Source organism: uncultured Algoriphagus sp. (assembly GCF_963974835.1).
In the GTDB taxonomy this organism is placed as follows: Bacteria; Bacteroidota; Bacteroidia; order Cytophagales; family Cyclobacteriaceae; genus Algoriphagus.
Genome location: NZ_CAXBET010000003.1, coordinates 391,760 through 414,402, shown reverse-complemented (window position 1 = coordinate 414,402; position 22,643 = coordinate 391,760). Strand labels below are relative to the sequence as shown.

Below are 22,643 nucleotides of genomic sequence, written 5' to 3'. Positions count from 1 at the left end.
TCTCTCGTCTCGCACATAGCCACGCCTTTTTTTAAATTTATTCATTGTGGCGGATTTTCCAATCCTTACCATAATTTCCTGACTGATGAAACCCCATTCATTCATAGCATATGTTGTATGGCGCCTATTCATATTCCCATTTTTGTTCTTCCCTGTTCCAGTGCCACCTGTCGGTTATTGGAATTGGAATGTCAAGGGCATACTCGTTCTCCTTAACAAAGTAGCTAAACCTGTCAAGTTGGTATGTGTTCGGAAGTTTTTTGTTCAACTGTGCAACTTGTAAATCCGAAAGTTCAGTTGGGTACGTTCCGTTTTTATTTCGGTATTCTTCCAAATGTTCAGAAACCAATATTCCGCTTAAGTTTCGCTGTTCTTCGTCCCAGTCAAGTATCGGGATTGTGATTAAGTATCCAAAATATGCACCTATTGCAAGACCGTTTAACCAGTTCAGCCAATTACTAATTCGTTGGCTCTTGTAAACCTTGTATGCAGTTAATGGAATTGTTACAACACCCACAATTCCAGCTGTTAACACGATCAACATAAAAGGAAGCAGTAAGAATTCCAGTCCGATATAGAAGAGAGGAACCACATAAAATAGTGCTACAAAAGTGGCAGTTGAAATTCCTATGTAAATAACTTTCTTCATTTCTGCAATGCCATACAACACTTGTATATACGTAACTGCGCATTTTTCTTTCTAAACCTACTAAACTTTTCTAAAAACCTAACCACCTCTTAAGACCAATAAACATACTTTATCCGACAACAAACGGATACTATCGAATACAAACGACTAGCTACCGACTTAGCGCTGACCGATCCCCCAACTTTGGATCATAAGTTTTTCCTCTGGCGAAAACGACAAACAAATTTTCTAACCAAAACAACAAACATTATGAGCACGCTAAGAAACAAAGTACAGCTAATTGGACGTCTAGGATCCAAAGTAGAAATCAAAAACCTTGAAGGCGGCAAGACCTTAGGTAAAGTATCTCTCGCTACTAACGAGTATTACAAAAACCAAAAAGGTGAACGCGTAGAAGAAACTACCTGGCACAACATCGTGGCCTGGGGCAAGCAAGCCGAATTACTTGACAAATACACCGACAAAGGATCGGAAATCGCCATAGAAGGCAAACTAAGCAACCGCTCTTACGAAGACAAAGAAGGTGTCAAGCGCTATATTTCTGAGGTAGTGGTACAAAGCATTCTACTAATGGGTGAAAGAAAAGCAAACGTCCCTGAAGAAGCTGATCTTCCTTTTTGAATAAAAATCCTGAAATCACTAAAGTTGAAAGGCTGGGAGTTTTGAACTTCCAGCCATTTTCTTTGAATTTCTTATACTTCAACTTCCTTCGCCCAGCCCTATCAAGCTGGGCTTTGTTATACAGGACTTTCAGCCCTTATTCTGATTTATACTTCTTCCGCCACCGTTCGTGTCTCACGAACGGCAATAAAAAATTGTTACTAAGGCCAGCTTCTAAACACGCAAGACAACTCTAAATTGTAACCTCTGCGCTATCCTCCGTGACCTCCGCGGTAAAAAAATCACACCACCATTCTTGTCTCCCAAACGGAAATAAAAACTGGATACCAAGTCCAGCTTCTGGAGAAGCAGGACAACTTTAAATTGCGACCTCTGCGTAATCATCCGCGCCCACTGCGGTAAAAAACGACAAAAAAATGAGGCTCTTTGGAGCCTCATTTTCATTCAAATCATCTTGGCCAAACATTGTCAGCCGTAACTTTATCCGGGAATCGTCCATGAGGATCTAAGGTAATTTTCTTGATTTTCGAATCACCGAAGTCCATCACAGCATCAAAAGTTTTGCTTCCATCAAACCAAACCGAAACTGGCCAGGTCAATTCAACAGTAGTATCATTGATCTTTTTAGCGTTTGGCATCTTTACATTCGCCGTCCCTTCAAACTCAACTTGAAGCACAACTGGAGAAGGCATTTGCCCTGCCTGATGTACCGTCACGGTCGTTTTACCATTTGAAGTAGTTACATTTTGGATAGATCCTTCCACAGATTCCGTGGTAAACAACCAATAATACCAGAACCACTCCAGATTTTGTCTCAATTCATTATTCATGAAGAACATGTAATCCCAAGGCGAAGGATGCTTGAATGCCCAAGTTGTTGTATATTTTTTCATAGCATTGATCACCGCTTCATCACCTACGATTCCACCAAGCATGGATAACATCAATGGCGTCTTCGAATAAGTCTGGAAACCATACATATTCCCGGCGTCATTCGCACTCCACATCATTGGTGCTTCATCTTCATATCCGCTTACACGACCGTAGCTTTGTCCCAATCCATCCAAATTATAATCGACTCCTCGGCTATCTGCACCGGAAAGAATATTCATGTATTGGTTAAAACCTTCATCCATCCATCCGTAGCGGGTCTCATTCGTTCCTACCATCATCGGCCACCACTGGTGTGCTGCCTCATGATCTGCTGCTCCCTGATTGGAATTAATTACCATTGGGTACTCCATACCGGCACTTGGACCGTCTTGGAGGGTAAGCTGTGGAAAAGGATAAGGTGCCCAAAGCTTGGAATAAAACTCCAAAGCATGCTTGGTGTTTTCACCGGCCTTTTCGAAAAATTGAGCTCTTTCTGGAATGTAAACCATGTAAATCGGAACAGGTCCTTTGCCGGGAATATCGGCTTTGGTTGCTTTCCAGATAAATCTATCTGAAGTCGCCCAGGCAAAATCATTGACTTTATCTGCCACAAAATGCCAAGTCAATTTATCCCCTGCTTTAGTTGCTTTTCCAGGACCTTTTTCATCCTCACCTACTAGGGTCACTTCCCCATCCGATTTTAGAACATTAGTAAACCTCTCTGCTACAGTCGGAGTCAAAACCTCTGTTGGATTTTGCAATACACCAGTACCACTTACTATCCATCCAGCTGGAACAGTGATAGACACATCGAATTTTCCAAAATTGTTATGAAACTCAGCTGGACCTAGGTAAAGGCTGGTTTCCCACCCTCTCAGATCATCATACTTTGCCAATCTCGGGAACCATTGAGTTGGCTGAAATAAGGTGCTGTCAAATCGCTGCGTCATTCTATGACCTCGGCCATTATCACCACCCGGCAATTTGGTATGCCAGTCTATCTCTACTTCAGCGGTAGTTCCTGCTTTGATAGGATTCACCAACGTAATAACAGCAACTGTACTCTGCAAACCTCTTACACTTAATTTGGGAGGTGTTGGTGTCTCATTTCTTGTTCTTTGAACGGGAGGAGGATTTAAATCAACTGAATCTCCTGCCACCATTATAGAAGTCACGATCATTCCTTCTGTGTTTTCAGCAGGTACTGAAGTTCCTCTTGGTACGTCTCCCCGGAAAATATTATGATCCAATCGAAGTACGATGGAGGTCATATCTTCCTTGCTGTTGTTATGCACCAAAATCTTCTCAGAACCTGTGATGGTCTGCGTACTTTGATCCAAGCTAGCCTTGATCGTAAAATCAGTTTCAAGTTGCCAGTAATTTTCGCCTGGTTTTCCGGAGAAGTTTCTTGAGCCTTCCTCGAAAGCTTTGCGAATAGAATTCGTCATCGGGACATCCTGCCTGATAGCACGTGTATCTGTTTCTATAGATGATCGCAGTGGTTTGGTTTCTTGCTGCGCAAAAGCACCCGAACTGCTCAGGAGCATGAAAAAGAGTATTTTTTTCATAAGTAAAGGTGGGTTTTTTTCAAGTTGGGAAACTCAGCAAAAAATCCTTTCCTCCGACAAACAATGGGTATATCCGAAGCATGGAATTGATAAGCTGACTATAAATTTATTTTAATTTTTACTGGTACAATTTATACTATATATATATACCTCGAGGTTTTAGAAACCACAAAGGTTAACAAACTGAATACTGCGACTGATCACTGGCTATTCCCTTTTCCCCGGCACATACTTCTCTTCCATCCTAGCTTCCACATCTTCTCTGTAAAAAGCAACATCCTTGAAATTACCATCGACATAGTCCTGAGTCTGATCGTAGAAATGCGGAGAATTAGGATCTGAACTCTGACCACCGGCAAGAATGGATTTAGCTTTTACTTTCTCTCCAAATTCCACTACTGCTACAAAGCTATTTCCTCGGTAACCATACAATCTTTTCGTTCCAGGGTACGTTCTCGCTCCGAAAGCAGCCAAAGCACCCCAGGTTCCAGAAGCTAAACCTACCGGCGTAAATTCTTTCTCATCATCAAAGGGCAAATCTATTTCCCCTGTCAATCGCTGAAATCTATTAATCTCTGACCAAGGTGTATTCCATGTTCCAAAATCGGCATTCATCTGATCCAAAGTCTGCGTAAAAGTGGCAAGCAACTCTGTAGGGGAAGGATTAGGAACATTGGTGTTTTCATCGATATTAAATGGAATAAAATCATTGATGTTGCCGTGATTCTTCATTAAATTCATCCCAAAAAAATGCGCCAATGACATCGCTACAGATTCTTTGGATGTGCGGTAATCCCAAGCTTCCAAAATCTTAATTGGCTCCATGAATTGAGGATCTGCCACACCACGCTTTTCATAAGCCTGAAGTAGAGTAGGAATCAAATGCTCAAAAGCTGGCAAATAAGGATCATATGCCAATTCAATCATACTCTCTAGAGTTAATCCCGAAGCTTCTTTTAGCACATTTACTGCATGGATCCCACGGAAATTCTCCTGATCTGGAGCCATGTAGAATGGATAATCTTCCTTCTTTGGACTGAATTCTGCAGCCGCAGTAAAGGGAGTTGAATTGCAGTTTTGAATCCAACCTGTTCCCGGATTTAAGACCATGATACTTTCATCCACCGTATGCAGGCCCTGCCAATCCGAAGCCGGATCAGAACCATCCACAGGCTCTGAAAAGTCAAATCCTTCATTTCTCTTAGGAATGAAATTCCCATGGAAATAGGCTATGTTTCCATCTGCATCTGCAAAAACCGTATTGTTTGAAGAGTTGGTACGAATGTCCATCATCTTCTTAAACTCGGTATGGTTGCTCAGCTTTGTCCTCGTGAAGCTTTGGATCAAAGCATTAACAGGATCCCAATTGATCTTAGTCGCCACCCACTTCTCTCCAATCTTATGTGTGATCGGGCCATGGTGAGTTCGGTAAAACGTGAAAGGTTTCTCCTTTAATTCCGCTCCTGACTTATATTTCAATGAAACCTGAAACTCCTCCACCGCAAGGCTCTCCTCTCCATATTGGTATTCATATTTTCCATCTTTCTCTGTCACCTCTTCTACAAACTCATCGATAAAATCAACTTTGGTAGAAGTATGCATCCAGCCAGTTTTTTCATTGAATCCCTGATAAACAAAAAACTGTCCCCAGGTAACTGCCCCATAGGCATTCAGTCCCTCTTCACTTACCACATGCACTTCCGGTCTGAAATAAAATGAGGTGTGAGGATTGATCAGCAAAATAGCATTTCCTGAAGCCGTCATCTTACCGTTCACCGCGATACCATTGGAACCTTTTGGTTCGTCTAATAAAGCCTCTCTGGAAAATTCCTCTTCATATAAAGCCATTACGTCTGGCTCTTTTTCAGCATAAAAAGCCTGAATTCTTCGAGTTGGAATCTGCTCAATATCTCCACCGATAGACCCTTCACTGAAGAACATTGGCATCCAAGGTTCGTAATGCGTAATCACTTGGGGTGTCACATCAGGATGAGTTGCCAGATAGTAATTTATGCCATCGGCAAATGCTACGCAAAGCTCTTTCAACCAATTCGGAGCTGTCTCATAAGCTGCCTTTGCTTCAGCCTCGGTCATATACATATTTGCTCTCAAATCACTGTAGATCGCCTCCTGACCTTCCAGCTCAGCTAAATGTCCGGTAGCCCAAACGTAATTTCGCTCAACTCTTCTGAAATCATCCTCGCATTGTGCATAGAGCAAGCCGAAAACTGCATCTGCATCGCTCTTTCCATAAATATGAGGAACCCCATAATCATCCCTAATAATCTCCACTCTACTGGCCGTGTCTTCCCAGCGTTCAGCCTCAGTTAGCTCCTTGGGTTCGCAGGACCAGATTACAACCGGTAATAGAAAAAGTAACAGTCTATATTTCATGTATGGGTAATTATGAGGGCAGATTTATATGAATCCTTCCAAAATAGAATATTTGCAGGCTATAGGCAATTAGAATTTTACCTATGCTGCGTGTATCTGTTTAGTGGTATTTTAGCTGCAATTTCTGTAATCCGATCATCCGGGATTTCTTCTGCCTGCTGATAGGCAAAAATCATTTTTTCCACTTGCTGCACTGAACTGGCTCCGATTATCAGGGAACCAACAGCAGGTTGCATCAATCCAAACCGGATCAAAAAAGCCTCTGGAAGCAAACCTGAATCTGAAATCAAATCCCGGATTTCTTTTACCTCAGCTGCTGAATAATCCAAAAATGCTTGTGCGGACTTATCAATTAATAGTCCTTTTGCGAAGGCACCCCGCACCAAAACTCTTGTGTCAGACTCCGCAATTAATGAAAACGCTTCTTCTTCCGGCCGACGATCCAAAGGACTATATTGCATCATGATGGTAGCTGGTTTGCCCATCTTTAAAACTTTTCGAATCACATTAGGACGAATGGATGAAATCCCAAAAGCCCGGATTTTCCCTTGAGTTTTCAGGATTTCAAAAGCTTCCAGTGTTTCATCCCAAGGATCCTCCAGCGTGCCTCCATGCAACTGGTAAATGTCAATGTAATCCGTCTGCAATCTTTCCAAACTCTCTTCCACCGCCTTCAGAATGTATTCTTTCTTGGGGTTCCAGTCCCAACCGCTACCGTCTTCCCGCATCTGATTTCCGACTTTAGTGGCCAAAACCACATCTTTTCTTCTATTCTTTAACGTAGCTCCGACAATTTCCTCATTCAATCCATTTTGATACAAATCTGCTGTATCAAAAAAATCAATTCCTCCAGAAATAGCGGCGTCAATTATTTTTTGATCTTCCTTTATATTGCCTTTCAAAGACATACACCCTATTCCAATTGGACTGATGGCGAATTCTAAAGCTGGTATTTTAATCTTTTGCATAGCCCAAATTCAGTTTTTTAGTCCTAGAATTCAAGCTCTTTTTAACATTAGCATTTATTAAAAGTTTAATAATTTAAGAAACTGAAATCATTCTTTCTTTAATCCCTATTTTTGAACTTTAAACCTAAGAGCATTAAATCGAGTATGTCTCAAATGACAGACAGTAAGCTAAATTTTTGCCGTACAGGATCCCTTGTGATATCTCCCGATAAGTATTGGGACGGGAGGGTATTTGAAAAATAATTAATGACTATGAAAAAAATAGCAGTTTTTACATCTGGAGGGGATAGTCCTGGCATGAACGCTTGCGTAAGAGCGGTAGTACGTACAGCTATTTTCAAAGGACTGGAAGTATATGGTATATATCGTGGATACGAAGGCATGATCGATGGTGAGATAAAACGCATGCAATCGCATTCTGTCAGTAATATTGTGCAGCGTGGCGGCACGGTGCTTAAGTCTGCCCGATCTATGGAATTCAAAACCCCAGAAGGCAGAAAGCAGGCTTACGAAAACCTTCTTGCGCATGGCATTGAAGGATTAGTGGCTATTGGCGGGGACGGCACATTCACAGGAGCCAAAATATTTTTCGAGGAATATGGCATTCCCACGATAGGATGTCCTGGCACAATTGACAATGACTTATTCGGTACAGATTATACGATTGGGTTTGACACTGCTGTGAATACGGCTTTGGAAGCCATCGATAAAATCCGCGATACAGCAGCAGCTCATGATAGAATATTTTTCATAGAAGTAATGGGAAGAGATGCAGGATTTATTGCCATCGAGTCCGGAATCGGTGGAGGAGCAGAATTTGTGATGGTTCCGGAGACTCAGACTGACTTGAATGATGTAGTAAAATCCTTGAAAAATAACAGGAAAAACAGATTTTCAAGTATTGTGGTGGTGGCTGAAGGTGATGAAGCCGGAAATGCACAAACCATCATGGAAAAGGTGAAAAATAAAGTTAATGATCCTACAAAAGATTTTAAAGTGACTACCCTTGGTCATATTCAGCGCGGAGGAAATCCAACTGCAAGAGACCGTGTATTAGCCAGTCGATGCGGAATGTCTGCCGTAGAAGGCTTACTAGCAGGATATCAGTTCCACATGGCAGGTGTAGTGAATCAAAATGTGGTATTTACTCCTTTTGCAGATTGTATTGGCAAGACAAAATCTTTGATCGACGATCATCTTAAATTAATGAAAATCTTGAGTATATAAGATGGGGTTTATTCCACTGTTTATCATGCTGGGAGGCGGATGCCTCCTGTTTTTTCTTACTGTAAAAAATGCATTGCAGCGAAAACTCAATCAGCAGAAAGAGTTGCTGTTCAAACTGAATTCCCTTAATCCTGAATTGGGAATTTTAGTGGAAGACTCTTCTGATCCGGATCTTCTGATCGCTGCTCTCAAGGAAATTCAAATCGAAAAGAACATTGCTCAAAAGGCTCTGAAAATCATCCGGGATCTAAAAGTAAACCGCATTCAGTATAACTCACTTCTGAAAAAACCTCCTTATAACTGGGTGGGAAAAATAGCCCGCTTTCAGGAGATTTGATTTTGAATATAGTCTAGGATTTGGTCTTTTTCATGTGGAGAAAACCATTTGACAGTTTCATCTCTTTTGAACCATGTCATTTGGCGCTTAGCATAGCGCCTCGAGTTTCTTTTGAGTAACCTGACAGCTTCTTCCTTGTCGTATTTGCCTTCCATGAATCCGAATATCTCAGAATAACCCACTGTCTGAAGGGCATTTAAATGTCTTTTTGCAAATAAAACCTCTGCCTCATCAAACAATCCTTCCGCGATCATTTGATCCATTCGCAAGTCAATTCTGGAATAAAGTTCTTCCCTATTTCGCTCCAGTCCTACTTTGATTACTTTAAATGGCCTCTCCTTTTTTGACTTTATCCGAAAGGAACTGAATTTCTTTCCGGTCCCTCTCCATATTTCCAACGCTCGCATAAGTCGCTGGGGATTTTTTTGATCTACCTTTTCAAAATATATAGGATCATAGGCAGCCACTTCTTTCTGTAAAAACTCTAAGCCTTTATTTTCATATTCACGGATGATCCCTTGCCTTATTTCAGGCGCTACTTCCGGCATTTCATCTAACCCATTTTCGACAGCATCTGCGAACAATCCCGATCCACCAGTCATAATTACCACCTTATGATTTTCAAATAACTCCTCGAGAGTTTTCAAAGCATCTTGTTCAAATTTGCGAACGTCATAATCCTGGTCTATGGACAAGCTATTTATAAAATGATGCGGAACCTGCTTTAGATCATCTGCAGTTGGCTTAGCTGTGCCCAGGTTCATTTCCCGATAAAATTGCCTGCTGTCACAGGATACAATTTCAGTCTTGAATTTTTTGGCTAGATTTAGACATAAATCAGTCTTGCCGACTGCGGTAGGTCCTACTACAAGGATTAAATAATTTTGTATAGACAAAATGGAAATACGATAAAGCTGAGCATCAAAAATCCAAAGTATTGTTATGAAAAGCAAAGAGGTGTTGATTGTTGATAACAATGATTTGAATCGAAGGTTACTAGAAAACTTAATCGGAGAATTCTACAACTTTAAATCAGCAGTAAATGGAATAGATGCAGTGGATAAGGCGTCCAAAATAAAATTTGACATGATCCTGATGGATATTCAAATGCCTTATATGGATGGAATTACCGCCGCGAAGACAATTTGGAGGAAATCACCCTTTCAATGCCCAATTGTTGCTATGTCCCCATATTCTGCGGATTCTGCCAAGAATTGTTTTTTGGAAATGGGTTTTCTAGATCTAATCTCCAAGCCTGTAAGGCCCAAGGAATTATTAAGTACGTTAGGTGATTATTTCCAATCCAAAAGGGATGCGGGTTCGCCTGCACTTGAGGAACCTGCACCTTTAGACAAACAAGTATTTCTGCAGCTATCCAAATATAATTCTTCAAAAACACTTAGGTCTTTGTATATTGATTTTCTTAATGAATTTGACCAATTGATGTCTTCAATAGATGCAGCATTTGAAGAAAAAAACCAGCAGCTCCTGATCGAAAATCTTCATATTATGAAAGGAAATTCAGGAACAATGGGTGCAAATGTCATTTTTTCATTGTCTACCGATGCAGATAAATCGGCCCGATCAGAGGATTGGAAATCTTTACAAATCACATTAAAAAAACTTAAGAATGAGCGTACTATATTTGAGAATTATCTCAAAGATGAAACTACTTTGAATCCATGAATAGCCCAAAAAAAATCCTTTTCGGGGAAGACTCTTCCGTCATACAAAACTTGACTAAAAGCACCCTAGCGTTTGAACAATTTCAAATGAAATCAGCCAGAAATGGCAAGCAGGTATTGGAAATGCTGGAAAAAGAGAATTTCGACCTGATCCTGATGGATCTAAATATGCCTGTCCTGGATGGTGCTAGTTGTACGAGGATGATTCGGGAACTGGCCGACAGTAGTAAATCAAAGCTACCGATCATTGCAATAACAGGCAATATGAATAACTACACCATGGATGAGTTCCGGAAGTTGGGATTTGATGATTTTGTCCAGAAGCCTCTGGACTACGACAGATTACTTGCAACAGTTAAAAAATATCTGATTTGATATGGCAGTAAAATACACAAAGCATTTTTTGGATAAACTTGAAAATCTATTTGCCTCGTCAGATTATGTGTTGCGATACGAGAAAGGAAATTTTAAATCCGGCTATTGTGTATTGAACGATTCGAAAATCGTAATTGTAAATAAATACTTTCCCCTGGAAGGAAAAATAAATGCCCTTATAGACATTCTAATTGAATTGAATTTAGACCCGGCAGATTTTAAAGAAAAAGCAAACCATGACTTCCTCACTGAGCTGAGGCAAACCCAGTTAAAATTTTGAAAGTAACTTTTTTAGGAACCGGCACTTCTCAAGGTGTACCAGTGATCGGATGCTCCTGTCCTGTATGCACTTCCCTTGATTTCAGAGATAAGCGATTAAGATCTTCTTTACATGTGCAGATAGGCAATGTGAGCCTTGTAATCGATACAGGACCGGACTTTCGCACACAGATTCTCAGGGAAGGAATCACCAAGCTCGACGCTGTTGTCTTCACCCATGAGCACAAAGACCATACTGCTGGCTTGGATGATATTCGCCCATTTAATTTTATGCAGCAAAAGGATATGCCAATCTTCGGGAAGCCACAAGTGATCGACCAAATCAAAAGTGAATTCTCATATATATTTAGTGCTAACAGATATCCGGGAGTACCTTTGGTAGAAACTATTGCTATTGGTGACACGCCATTTTCCATAGACGGAATTACGATCATCCCAATACCAGTAATGCACTATAAGCTTCCGATTTTAGGCTTTCGCATAGGAAACTTCACCTACATTACAGACGCAAAAGTTATCCCAGAGGAATCTCTGAGGCTAATCGAGGGGACAGAAATTCTAGTGCTGAATGCCCTTCAAAGAGAAACTCATATTTCCCACTTTACTTTGGATGAAGCCGTAGCAATGGCCCAAAAAATCGGCGCAAAACAAACTTATTTCACTCACGCGTCTCACAAGCTCGACCTTCACAAGGTGGTGGAAGATGAATTACCTGAAGGAATAGCCTTGGCCTATGACGGGCTTCAGCTAACTTTGGACTAATGCATTTAAATTACCATTTCCTGAAGTACCTCTGCCCTGAGCTTGAAAAAGCATTTCATGGGAAAGAAATTATTGCCTGTTTCTCCCAAAACAAAGATGAGTTGATCATCGAGACCGAGGATGCTGAAGAATCAAGATTTATTAGGGCACACCTACTTCCTCCACAGATTTATATTTCTTTCCCCGAAAAATTCCAGCGGGCGAAAAGAAATAGTATCGATTTATTCAAAGAACTGATCGGAGATAAAATTATTGAATGCAACATTCTGAGCTTCGAACGTGCGTTTTACTTTCTTTTAAATTCCGGGAAAATTATCCTTTTCAAATTACATGCGAACAGAAGTAATGTCCTGCTCTACGAGAAAAATGCTGAGCAACCGTTAAAGTTATTTAGAAATGGCATTACAGAAGACCGGGATTTAGACTGGAACTCATTAAATAAATCTTACGAGCTGACCAGGAAACGCTTTGAGGAACTGGAGGGCAATGCTTCCAGATTCCTACCTACTTTAGGATCAATCCCCAGAAACTGGCTAAAAGAGAGAGGCTACCCGGAAGCAGACATCCCAACTAAATGGGAGCTTATCCAGCAACTTTTGGACATGCTGGAAACTCCTCTGTTTTCTTTGGTTGAAAAAAATGGAGAAATCCTCCTGAGCCTCTTACCGGAAGATAATCCAGTTAAAATTTTTTCTGATCCAATCGAATCAGTCAATGAGCTTTTCTACTTGGCTTTGGTAAGGGGGAATTTTGAAAAGGATAAAAACACTTTGCTAAAAAAATACCAGGAGCAGCTCAAGCGCACGAATTCATATATTGAAAAGTCGGCACTCAAACTGGAAGAACTACGAAATTCACCACCTCCTTCTCAGCTGGCAGATGTAATCATGGCAAATCTGCATGAATTCCAAAACGGAAAATTGGAAGCGGAATTACTGGATTTTTATTCAGGAGAAATGATTCAAGTCAAGATCAAACCAAATCAGAAACCGCAGGATCACGCGGCTTCTTTGTATAGAAAAAGCAAAAACAGAAAATTAGAATGGGAGCAACTGGATAAAACAATAGCTGCAAAAATCAATCAGGCAATTTCGATTGAATCCAAGATAAATGAGCTAATGCTGATTGAAGATTTCAGAGGCTTAAAGAATTATAAGAAAACCCATGGTGAGGACAAAGCTCTGCAGAAGGATGCGCTAGTTTTACCATTTAAGACTTTTGAATTTGAGGGATTCCCGATCTGGGTGGGTAAGTCAGCTCAGGCAAACGATGACATGCTCCGCGGCTACACCAAGAAAGACGACATCTGGCTGCACGCACGCATGGTTCCTGGCTCTCATGTACTCATAAAGACATCAGGGCTTAAAAGCATACCCCTGTCCGTTTTAGAGACTGCCGCATCCTTAGCTGCGTTCTATTCTAAAAATAAAAATGAATCTCTCGCTCCAGTGATCCATACCGAAGCAAAATATGTGAGAAAAGTTAAAGGTTCCCCAGCTGGTTCAGTAATTGTAGAAAAGGAAAAAGTATTAATGATTGTTCCTAGAGGGCCAGAGGAAATTTTTGGAAAGGGAAATTAAACGATAAACAGTCACCATTCGCAGTCTGCGATTTTGACCTTCGAGATACTGAAAATTAAATTGGACAAAGTTTTCAAACTTTTGCCTTTTGAAAAGCAATGTTCGCTCCTTCCTTTTTTAAGTTTAGCTTAAAAAATCCAAAAGCTAATTAAAACGGAACTTCGGCTTCACAAATGGTACGTGTTCGGGTGAACTAAAGAAGCATAAAAAAGAGTCCCGAATTTACCCGGGACTCTTTTTGTAATTTTTAGAAGTAGCTTACTCCACTATATGAACTTTCAGCATATTGGTTTTGCCATTAGCTTTTAGAGGCATACTTCCAGTGTTTACTATAATATCACCGGAATTTACATGACCGTCCTCTTTAAGTGTATTCTCAATATCAGTAAATGTAGCATCAGTTGACACTTGATTCTCATAGAAATATGCACGCACACCCCAAACTAGACTCATTTGAGTAATCAATGGTTTATTTCTGGTGAATACAAAAATATTTGCTGAAGGTCTATGGGAAGCAATTCTAAATCCAGTAAAACCAGAGGAAGTAATTCCAACAATTGCTTTTGCTTTCACATTTCGGGAAAGTCTGGATGCCATCAAAATCAAGTTGTTGCTTAGGAAAGTGGCATCATCCTCAGGGATTTTGTAGAGGTTGTGATAGATTTCCGCATTTTTTTCCAAATAGCTAATGATGCTGCTCATTGCTTTTACAGCATTCACAGGATATTTGCCAGAAGCTGTTTCTGCCGAAAGCATTACTGCATCCGCTCCATCCAATACCGCATTTGCGACATCGTTAGTTTCAGCACGAGTAGGACGAGGATTTACGATCATGCTTTCCATCATCTGGGTAGCGATAATCACAGGCTTACAGGCAAGCTTACATTTCTCTACAATTCTTTTCTGCCAAAGAGGTACTATCTCCATAGGAACTTCCACTCCCAGGTCACCACGAGCCACCATGATTGCATCTGTCGCCGCAATGATCGCATCAATATTCTCCAATGCTTCAGGCTTCTCTATTTTCGCAACTATCTTACAAACTTTGCCTTTTGCTTCAATTCTTTCTCTAAGATCGATGATATCTTCTGCAGATCGCACAAATGAAAGTGCTATCCAGTCCACTTCTTGCTCTAGCCCGAAAGCTAGATCCTCGATATCTTTCTCTGTAAGTGATGGAGCACTAACTTTAGTGTTAGGAAGGTTAATACCTTTTCTAGATTTCAGTATGCCACCGTGAATCACTGTACAATTCACATTTTTACCGTCGGTATCAATTACCAAAACTTCTAGGTTGCCATCGTCGATGAGAATTCTGTCTCCTGTCACTACATCATTTGGAAGATTCTGATAGACAGTACTTACCAGATGGCTTGTTCCGATTACGGGATCGTTAGTAATAGTTATTTTCTCTCCGGCCTTAATTTCCACTCCGTTATTCTCTACTTCGCCAACACGGATTTTAGGACCTTGAAGATCCTGCAGAATACCAAGGTTAAGACCTTCGTCCTTGTTAATCTGTCTGATTATTTTCGCTACTTCAGCATGAATATCGTGAGTACCATGCGAAAAATTTAAACGAAAAACATTTGCTCCGGCAACTGCCAGACTCTTGATGGTTTCGTAGTTATTGGAAGCAGGGCCTATAGTTGCTAGAATCTTTGTTTTATTGAAATGGCTCATTAGGGGATTAATAAGTTAACAGGTTTTCTTTTGATTTAAGTTTAGTCACGTCCAGCTTCATCACATTTTGAATCTCGGGATTTTTCACCAGCTGGTCAGCAAATGTATTAATACTTATTTGAAAGGTACGGTCTTGTACCAAAAGGAAATAATCCATTGATTTTAATTCCGGTATCAGATAAGACACTTGATTTGTCGAGTTTAAAGCTTTATTTCTTAATAGCTGAATAAAACCGTGGGGTAAAGAAAGGAAATATTGGGAGATTTTCAGAGCAGGTGAGGTCACAAAGTCTAACACAATATCCTCCCACATAACAAGATTCAGATCCAAATCCCTATTGATCATCCAAGCCATTTTATAGTCCTTAACGGGCGATACAAGCCCAATAAGGTCAAAATCATATGTATGTTCTATTAGTAATTTCGCCTTCTTCATGCGGGGAAAAAATGAATCGAAACAAAGTTAGAAAATTTAATCCAACTTCATGGCGAGACAATTTGCATAAAAATTTACTTGAATCTTTTCTTTGTCAATTAGGCATTAAATATATTTCTTTGCGAAGTGTTATTAACTAAACTGATCACAAAATGTCTGAAATTGCACAAAAAGTAAAAGCCATCATCGTTGACAAACTTGGCGTAGAAGAGTCTGAAGTTACTTTGGAGGCGAGCTTTACCAACGATCTTGGTGCTGATTCTCTTGATACTGTAGAATTAATTATGGAATTCGAAAAAGAATTCAATATCTCTATCCCTGATGATCAGGCAGAGCAAATCGGTACTGTTGGACAAGCAGTTACCTATTTGGAAGCTAACGTAAAATAATAATTCCTAAATTCATTCTATGAATTTAAAAAGAGTTGTTGTAACAGGTATAGGTGCCCTCACACCAATAGGCAATACCGCAGAAGAATTCTGGCACGGTCTGTCTAATGGTGTGAGCGGTGCTGCGCCGATTACCAAATTCGATGCTTCACTTTTCAAGACGCAATTTGCCTGCGAGGTAAAAAATCTGGACGTAGAGCAATTTATCGACAGAAAAGAAGCTCGAAAAATGGATCCTTTTACTCAGTATGCCATGATTTCTGTAGAAGAAGCCATGACTGACTCAGGATTGGATCTAGAAAAAATCGATAAATCAAGAGCCGGAGTAATCTGGGGATCAGGAATCGGAGGGTTAAGAACTTTCCAGGATGAAGTAACTTCTTTCTCCACCGGAGACGGAGCACCTCGTTTCAATCCATTCTTCATTCCCAAAATGATCGCTGATATCAGCGCTGGCTTTCTATCTATTAAATATGGTTTTCGCGGTCCAAACTTTGTAACAGTCTCCGCATGTGCTTCCGGTACCAATGCCCTAATTGATGCATTCACTTACATCAGAATGGGAAAAGCTGATATTTTTATCAGCGGTGGATCAGAAGCGGCAGTCACTGAAGCGGGTGTTGGTGGATTCAATGCGATGAAAGCCCTTTCCCAAAGAAATGAATCTCCTGAAACAGCCTCTAGGCCGTTTGATAAAGACAGGGACGGGTTCGTTTTAGGCGAAGGAGCTGGAGCACTGATCCTAGAAGAATACGAGCACGCAAAGGCACGTGGAGCCAAAATCTATGCAGAACTTGTAGGTGGCGGAATGACTGCTGACGCATATCATATCACTGCTCCTCACCCAGACGGTTTGGGAGCAAGCAGTGTAATGAGAATTGCTTTGGAAGACGCTAATCTTAAGCCGGAGGACATCGATTACATCAATGTTCACGGAACATCTACGCCACTGGGTGATGTAGGTGAGACAAAAGCAATTCAACAAGTCTTTGGAGAGCATGCTTATAAGCTAAACATTAGCAGCACTAAATCCATGACAGGTCATTTATTGGGAGCTGCAGGAGCTATCGAAGCGATCGCATGTATCTTTGCCATGAATAAAGGCATTGTACCCCCTACGATCAATCACTTCACAGATGATGAAGCATTCGATCCAAAGTTAAATTTGACTTTCAACAAAGCGCAAGAGAGAGAAATAAATTATGCGTTGAGTAATACGTTTGGATTTGGTGGACATAATTGTTCAGTAATTTTCAAAAAATATAATTAATCTGGATTTTGAAATTATTTCAAAGGCTCGGGTTTAAAAATCTCTTCTTAAGTTTAAAAGACAAAAGGCTTGCTTCCTCCATCAGGTTGATGACGGGGAGCAGGCCTTTTAATTTATCCCTTTACAAACTTGCACTGACTCCTTCAAGTCTCGGGGAAGAGACCTCACAGGGGTTTAGAATCTCCAACGAGCGCTTGGAGTTTTTGGGAGATGCTGTCTTAGGAGCTGTAATTGCAGAGTTTCTATTTCAAAAATACCCTTATAGGGATGAGGGGTTTCTAACGGAAACGAGGTCCAAACTCGTAAATAGAGAAACTCTAAACGACATTGGAATAAAAATAGGGCTGCGGAAAGCCTTGGATATGGAGATCGGTGACCGAAACTTCACCGGTAATAAATCTCTGTACGGAGATATGCTGGAAGCTTTTCTTGGAGCCATTTACTTGGACAAAGGCTATCATTTTACCAAAAAATTTATCATCCGAAGAATTCTACTTCATTTTGATGTGGAAGGTATGATTGCCACCACAACAAACTACAAAAGTAAGATTATCGAGTGGTCTCAAAGAGAAAATAAACAGGTTGAATTTGTAGTGGTTAGTGTTAGCGGAAACCAGAGATTCAAAGAGTTCAAGGTTGCTTTGCAGGTAGGTGGAGAAGAAATAGCTCAAGGAAAAGGAAGCACAAAAAAGAAAGCAGAACAGGAAGCTTCCAAAAATGCCTGCGAAACACTAAAAATTGCAACTTAGCTGAGTAATTTTAGGATCAATTAATCCATTCATGTCTTCAATCAAAATCGCCGGAGCAACTGTCAATCAAACACCGCTGGACTGGTCAGGCAATCTGAACAGAATCATTCTTGCTATTGAAGAAGCAAAAAGGCAAAACGTAGAAATTCTTTGCCTACCCGAATTGGCTATTACGGGATATGGATCCGAAGATTTGTTTTTAAGCTATTGGTACCCAAAAAAAGCACTGGCACAACTTGAGCTGTTAGTCCCTCATTGCAAAGACATAACTGTAATCGTCGGTTTACCAGTCAGGATACAGGACAAAGTATATAACACAGTTGCCATTATTGAAAATGGGACCGTCAAGGGATTTGTAGCAAAGCAATACCTAGCCATCGATGGAGTTCATTATGAATTCCGCTGGTTTACTCCCTGGAAAGCCAATGAGGTGATTGAAATTGAATTTTTGGATCAGATGGTTCCTCTTGGTGATCTTACTTTTTATCACAAAGACATTCACTATGGATTCGAGATCTGTGAGGATGCATGGCGGGGTAAGCTCAGACCTGGTTACAGACTTTGCGAACGGAACGTAGATTTGATATTTAATCCCAGCGCAAGTCATTTCGCTATGGGAAAATCACAGCTTCGGACAGAACTACTCGAAGAAAGCTCAAAACTTTTTGATTGCTACTATTGCTATGCAAATTTGCTAGGAAATGAAGCCGGTCGAATGATCTTCGACGGTGAAATCATGCTGGCAAAATCAGGAGAAATCCTCTCAAGAAACAGACTTCTTTCCTTTGATGATTTTCAGGTGAACAGTTTTTATCTCGATCCTAAAACTCAAGGCGTCGCTCCTGTCAATCCAAAAAATGAAGAATTTACCCAAGCTTCGGCTTTGGCACTTTTTGACTACATGAGGAAAAGTAAAAGTTCAGGGTTTGTACTTTCTCTTTCCGGAGGAGCGGATTCATCCTCCATAACCATTCTTGTAGCAGAGATGGTCAAGCGCGGAATAAATGAATTGGGACTTGAAGGGTTTTGCAAAAAAGCAGGGATTAAAACTTTACCGACCTCGAAAAATCCTGAAAAGGAACTGATGAGGCAAATTCTAACTACAGCTTATCAAGGAACCAAAAACTCATCTGATGACACCTTTTCCTCAGCTCAAACTCTCGCTGAAAGTATAGGTGCAACCTTCTATCACTGGGAAATAGATGAGGAAGTAAAATCCTACACTTCCAAAATAGAGAATGCCATTGGCAGAAAACTGACTTGGGAACAGGACGATATTACTCTTCAAAACATCCAAGCAAGAAGTCGCTCTCCTATCATCTGGATGCTGGCGAATATTAATAATGCTTTGCTGCTTTCTACTTCCAACCGAAGTGAAGGGGATGTGGGCTACGCTACCATGGATGGCGATACATCCGGAAGTATTTCCCCTATTGCAGCTGTAGACAAATTCTTTATTCTCAATTGGCTTAGGTGGGCTGAAAAGAATCTAAACCATGCTGGACTTGCGAAAGTCAATTCCCTTCAGCCGACAGCAGAACTTCGGCCATTGGAAAGAACACAGACGGACGAAAAGGATCTGATGCCATACACGGTAATCCTGGAAATAGAAAAACTTGCCATACGGGATAGGCGTTCTCCGATGGATATATATCTAATCCTTTCGGATGAATTGGAATTGGAAACTGCCGTTTTGAAAGGCTATATCAAAAAATTCTTCCAACTTTGGTCTCGCAATCAATGGAAACGGGAAAGACTTGCTCCCTCTTTTCATCTGGATGAATTCAATGTGGATCCAAAAACCTGGTATAGATTTCCGATTTTGTCTGGAGGCTTCTCCGAGGAACTCGCTCAATTAGATCAATTATAAATTATAGAATATGCTTGAATTAATCATGAACTATATCATTTGGGATCCTAGCCCATCCGTCATTCCTGGCTGGGAAAGACCGCCATGGTATAGTATCCTTTTTGCAGCTGGTTTTGTTATTTCCCAGCAATTCATGGTTCACTTTTTTAAGAAAGAAGGCCAAAATCCTGAATTAGTTGACAAGTTGACCATCTATATGGTTGTTGCTACGATAGTTGGGGCAAGGCTTGGTCATGTCCTTTTCTATGAGCCAGCAAAATACCTGAGCAATCCAATAGAGATTCTAAAAGTGTGGGAAGGCGGATTGGCAAGTCATGGAGCAGCTATTGCCATACTTTTCGCGCTGTGGTTATATTCCAAAAGAACCCCAGGCCAAAGCTACCTTTGGGTAGTAGACAGAATAGTGATTGTGACTGCAATGACGGGTGCATTAATTCGTTTTGGAAATTTAATGAATTCGGAGATTGGAGGAAAGGACACTGGATCTGACTATGGGATAGTTTACGCTTGGGATACGGAAGAATTGCTATCTACTTTGAAAGTTCCGATTGAGTCTATCGACCCATACAAACCAGACGATAGGCAAAATGAATTGGTTGGGAATGGAATTGTTCCGATGAACATAGATATTAAGATCAATAAAGGGACATATTCTCTGGAAGAATTAGAAAGTACGCTGAGAAGAGATATTAAATATGCCTTGACCCAGTTCAAGTCCAGCCAGGATTACTTAGCAGAACCGGTAGAAAGTCCGTTGGATATGTCTTTAGCTGACAAAGGAGATCATTATCTGGTGACTGTGCGGACTTTTGGAAGGACAAAGCATCCTACTCAGGTTTACGAGTCGCTCTCTTACTTTGTGATTTTCTTGGTTCTTTACGGGCTTTGGAACAAGTATAAACAAAGATTACCTGAAGGAATTCTTCTCGGAATATTCTTGATCACGGTATTTGGGATGCGGTTTATTTGGGAGTTTTTCAAGGAAAGTCAAGTTGACTTTGAAGATTCCATGGCCTTTAATATGGGACAATTACTTAGTATACCGCTTGTGATCGCCGGAATTATATTAGTAATAAGAGCACTGAAAAATGGCCTAAAGCCAATTCAAGATTAAGGAACTGGATCATGCCCGTGGCCTCCCCAAGGGTTGCAGCGGGCTATGCGTTTCAGCCCCATCCATCCTCCTTTCAAAACCCCATGCTTTAAAATAGCGTCCTTCATGTAATGGCTACATGTAGGTGTGAATCTGCAACTAGAGGGTAATAAGGGAGAAATGGTGTATTGATAAACCAATACTGGAAATATAGCTATCTTTCGAAGAATGGATTTTGCCATGAATAAGACCTATAATTGTGGTCACTACGTAATTAACCAATAATAAACTTTCAGAATTCCCTCTTGATCCTCAAGAAAACAAATTTCCTTTACTTCTCTTTAATATTCTTTACTCTACTAATAGGGTCAGGGAAGAATACTGCTTATGCTCAAGGTGATATTTCCTTGCCTTCAGCAAGTGATACTACTCCTGATAGTGTGAGGGTCAATAATATATTTATCGTAGGAAATGAAAAGACAAAGAAAAGTGTCATTCTGAGAGAGCTGGATTTTACTACCAATTATTTATACGATTGGAATACCTTTTTGGAAATACTGATAGCTGACCAGAAAAAAATTTATAACCTACGGCTTTTTACCTCAGTGGAAATCACTCCGCTAATCACAGCAGAGGATCAAGTGGAGATCCTGATCACTGTCAAGGAACGGTGGTATATAGTACCACAGATCATTTTCGAACTTGCCGATAGAAATTTCTCAGAATGGTGGACTAATCAAAACCGTGATTTCTCACGGGTAAATTACGGACTAAGACTCAGTCATAGTAACGTAGGCGGGAGAAACGACAAATTAAAATTCGCCGGGCAATTAGGCTTTACCAAAGCATTGGATTTACAATACAGTAAGCCTTATATAGATAAAAAACAGAAACACGGTCTTGCTGCACAGCTTACTTACAAGGAAAATAAGACAATTCCAATTAAGTCAGAATACAATAAACAGGTATTCTATTCCAACGAACAGGAAGATATAATTAGGAAAAACTTTGCTGCAGCATTGCGTTACACTTACCGTAGAAGCTACTACAACTATCATTTCCTTACTTTAGGTTATAGCTCTACTTGGGTTGCGGATGATGTGCTTACGGAAAACCCGGAATATTTCCAACATGGGGGAAATAAGCTACGATTTGCCTTTGCTACTTATACATTCAGACATGATAGAAGAGACAATGTCTCGTATGCTACAGATGGGGAACTTCTCCAGCTATCAGTGACTAAATATGGTATAATTTATACAGACGAATTGGATGAAGTCGAAGTGAACCTCACAGCAAATAAATATTTTAAGATCTCTGATAAATTCCACTTCAATACTGGTCTTACCGCCAATTGGTTCTTAAGTGCAAGTCAACCATATACCTTAGTCAGGGGTATTGGATATAGTCCAAATTTCGTGAGGGGCTATGAATTGAATGTGGTAGAAGGGCAACAGCTATATGTACATAAAAATAGCTTTAGGTGGAAATTCGTGGATTGGAAAATAGATATTTCCAATTTGATACATATGGAACAATTCAACACTATACCTATTCGCCTTTACCTAAGTGCAAATTTTGATCATGGCTATGTAAAGGATAGAAATAATATCCCTGAAAATTCCAGACTTGCCAATAAATACTTAATGGGATATGGCACAGGAATAGATCTGGTGGGATTTTACGATGCGGTACTACGGTTTGAATACTCCATGAATAACAGTAAAGAAGGTAACTTCTTCTTTAACTTTTCAGCACCTTTCTAATTAATCTTCTGAAAAAAAGATAGTTAAATGAATTGAACTTCAAGTTTTTAACTAAATTAGTTAAGACTT

General features: G+C 40.3%; 22 protein-coding genes. 14 read left to right on the top strand and 8 right to left on the bottom strand.

Going from position 1 to position 22,643, the window contains the following annotated elements; all coding sequences use genetic code 11:
* Window positions 1–124: 124 nt before the first annotated feature.
* Window positions 125–649 (bottom strand): hypothetical protein, encoded by a 525-nt coding sequence (locus tag AACZ73_RS09815; protein ID WP_339877403.1) that lies wholly within the window; start codon window positions 647–649, stop codon window positions 125–127.
* 249 nt (window positions 650–898) lie between these two features.
* Between AACZ73_RS09815 and ssb the strand changes: the two genes are divergently transcribed.
* Complete coding sequence (gene ssb, locus AACZ73_RS09810; RefSeq protein ID WP_339877402.1) at window positions 899–1,270, top strand: single-stranded DNA-binding protein; 372 nt, start codon at window positions 899–901, stop codon at window positions 1,268–1,270.
* 449 nt (window positions 1,271–1,719) lie between these two features.
* On the opposite strand, the gene AACZ73_RS09805 is transcribed toward ssb, so the two are convergent.
* The 3 genes from AACZ73_RS09805 to AACZ73_RS09795 form a co-directional block, all read right to left on the bottom strand.
* Window positions 1,720–3,711: a M1 family metallopeptidase gene (locus AACZ73_RS09805; RefSeq protein WP_339877401.1), complete on the bottom strand. Its 1,992-nt coding sequence runs from the start codon at window positions 3,709–3,711 to the stop codon at window positions 1,720–1,722.
* Between the two features lie 207 nt (window positions 3,712–3,918).
* Window positions 3,919–6,105: an acylase gene (locus AACZ73_RS09800; protein ID WP_339877399.1), complete on the bottom strand. Its 2,187-nt coding sequence runs from the start codon at window positions 6,103–6,105 to the stop codon at window positions 3,919–3,921.
* Between the two features lie 77 nt (window positions 6,106–6,182).
* Window positions 6,183–7,073, bottom strand: coding sequence for an aldo/keto reductase (locus AACZ73_RS09795; RefSeq protein WP_339877397.1), 891 nt, complete (start codon window positions 7,071–7,073; stop codon window positions 6,183–6,185).
* A 252-nt stretch (window positions 7,074–7,325) separates the two neighbouring features.
* Here AACZ73_RS09795 and pfkA point away from each other — a divergent pair, with 252 nt between their 5' ends.
* Window positions 7,326–8,300 carry a 6-phosphofructokinase gene (gene pfkA / locus AACZ73_RS09790; protein WP_339877396.1) on the top strand — a complete coding sequence of 325 codons (975 nt, stop codon included), beginning with the start codon at window positions 7,326–7,328 and terminating at the stop codon, window positions 8,298–8,300.
* Window position 8,301: 1 nt separating this feature from the next.
* Entirely contained in the window at window positions 8,302–8,637 is a 336-nt protein-coding gene (locus tag AACZ73_RS09785) for a hypothetical protein (protein WP_339877395.1), read from the top strand.
* Here the strand turns inward: AACZ73_RS09785 and miaA are convergent.
* On the bottom strand, window positions 8,625–9,533 hold the full coding sequence (miaA, locus tag AACZ73_RS09780; RefSeq protein ID WP_339877460.1) for a tRNA (adenosine(37)-N6)-dimethylallyltransferase MiaA: 909 nt from the start codon (window positions 9,531–9,533) through the stop codon (window positions 8,625–8,627). The genes AACZ73_RS09785 and miaA overlap by 13 nt on opposite strands.
* Window positions 9,534–9,579: 46 nt before the next feature.
* Between miaA and AACZ73_RS09775 the strand changes: the two genes are divergently transcribed.
* The 5 genes from AACZ73_RS09775 to AACZ73_RS09755 are packed head-to-tail and all read left to right on the top strand — an operon-like array spanning window position 9,580 to window position 13,318.
* A complete protein-coding gene (locus tag AACZ73_RS09775) occupies window positions 9,580–10,323 on the top strand; it encodes a response regulator (RefSeq protein ID WP_339877393.1) in 744 nt (247 codons plus the stop codon).
* Window positions 10,320–10,697, top strand: coding sequence for a response regulator (locus tag AACZ73_RS09770; RefSeq protein WP_339877391.1), 378 nt, complete (start codon window positions 10,320–10,322; stop codon window positions 10,695–10,697). The genes AACZ73_RS09775 and AACZ73_RS09770 overlap by 4 nt, the downstream gene beginning before the upstream one ends.
* Before the next feature lies 1 nt (window position 10,698).
* Entirely contained in the window at window positions 10,699–10,977 is a 279-nt protein-coding gene (locus AACZ73_RS09765; RefSeq protein ID WP_339877390.1) for a hypothetical protein, read from the top strand.
* Window positions 10,974–11,738, top strand: a complete 765-nt coding sequence (locus AACZ73_RS09760; protein ID WP_339877389.1) for an MBL fold metallo-hydrolase — start codon at window positions 10,974–10,976, stop codon at window positions 11,736–11,738. Before AACZ73_RS09765 ends, AACZ73_RS09760 begins: the two co-directional genes overlap by 4 nt.
* Window positions 11,738–13,318: an NFACT RNA binding domain-containing protein gene (locus AACZ73_RS09755; RefSeq protein WP_339877387.1), complete on the top strand. Its 1,581-nt coding sequence runs from the start codon at window positions 11,738–11,740 to the stop codon at window positions 13,316–13,318. The genes AACZ73_RS09760 and AACZ73_RS09755 overlap by 1 nt, the downstream gene beginning before the upstream one ends.
* Before the next feature lie 258 nt (window positions 13,319–13,576).
* Here AACZ73_RS09755 and pyk read toward each other — a convergent pair whose 3' ends face one another.
* Together pyk and AACZ73_RS09745 are read right to left on the bottom strand one after the other, a co-directional pair.
* Complete coding sequence (gene pyk, locus AACZ73_RS09750) at window positions 13,577–15,001, bottom strand: pyruvate kinase (protein WP_339877385.1); 1,425 nt, start codon at window positions 14,999–15,001, stop codon at window positions 13,577–13,579.
* A gap of 7 nt (window positions 15,002–15,008) precedes the next feature.
* The gene (locus tag AACZ73_RS09745) at window positions 15,009–15,437 is read right to left on the bottom strand and encodes an IPExxxVDY family protein (protein ID WP_339877384.1); all 429 of its coding nucleotides are present in this window, start codon (window positions 15,435–15,437) and stop codon (window positions 15,009–15,011) included.
* Between the two features lie 152 nt (window positions 15,438–15,589).
* Between AACZ73_RS09745 and AACZ73_RS09740 the strand changes: the two genes are divergently transcribed.
* The 5 genes from AACZ73_RS09740 to AACZ73_RS09720 are packed head-to-tail and all read left to right on the top strand — an operon-like array spanning window position 15,590 to window position 20,829.
* Window positions 15,590–15,826, top strand: a complete 237-nt coding sequence (locus AACZ73_RS09740) for an acyl carrier protein (RefSeq protein ID WP_057940051.1) — start codon at window positions 15,590–15,592, stop codon at window positions 15,824–15,826.
* A gap of 19 nt (window positions 15,827–15,845) precedes the next feature.
* The gene (gene fabF, locus AACZ73_RS09735) at window positions 15,846–17,096 is read left to right on the top strand and encodes a beta-ketoacyl-ACP synthase II (protein ID WP_339877382.1); all 1,251 of its coding nucleotides are present in this window, start codon (window positions 15,846–15,848) and stop codon (window positions 17,094–17,096) included.
* Between the two features lie 8 nt (window positions 17,097–17,104).
* A complete protein-coding gene (gene rnc, locus AACZ73_RS09730; RefSeq protein ID WP_339877380.1) occupies window positions 17,105–17,845 on the top strand; it encodes a ribonuclease III in 741 nt (246 codons plus the stop codon).
* Between the two features lie 31 nt (window positions 17,846–17,876).
* The gene (nadE, locus tag AACZ73_RS09725) at window positions 17,877–19,715 is read left to right on the top strand and encodes an NAD(+) synthase (protein WP_339877378.1); all 1,839 of its coding nucleotides are present in this window, start codon (window positions 17,877–17,879) and stop codon (window positions 19,713–19,715) included.
* Window positions 19,716–19,725: 10 nt separating this feature from the next.
* Entirely contained in the window at window positions 19,726–20,829 is a 1,104-nt protein-coding gene (locus tag AACZ73_RS09720; protein ID WP_339877376.1) for a prolipoprotein diacylglyceryl transferase, read from the top strand.
* Here AACZ73_RS09720 and yidD read toward each other — a convergent pair.
* On the bottom strand, window positions 20,826–21,050 hold the full coding sequence (gene yidD / locus AACZ73_RS09715; RefSeq protein ID WP_339877374.1) for a membrane protein insertion efficiency factor YidD: 225 nt from the start codon (window positions 21,048–21,050) through the stop codon (window positions 20,826–20,828). The two genes, AACZ73_RS09720 and yidD, sit on opposite strands and share 4 nt — an antisense overlap.
* A gap of 63 nt (window positions 21,051–21,113) precedes the next feature.
* Between yidD and AACZ73_RS09710 the strand changes: the two genes are divergently transcribed.
* On the top strand, window positions 21,114–22,574 hold the full coding sequence (locus tag AACZ73_RS09710) for a POTRA domain-containing protein (RefSeq protein WP_339877372.1): 1,461 nt from the start codon (window positions 21,114–21,116) through the stop codon (window positions 22,572–22,574).
* Window positions 22,575–22,643 lie beyond the last annotated feature (69 nt).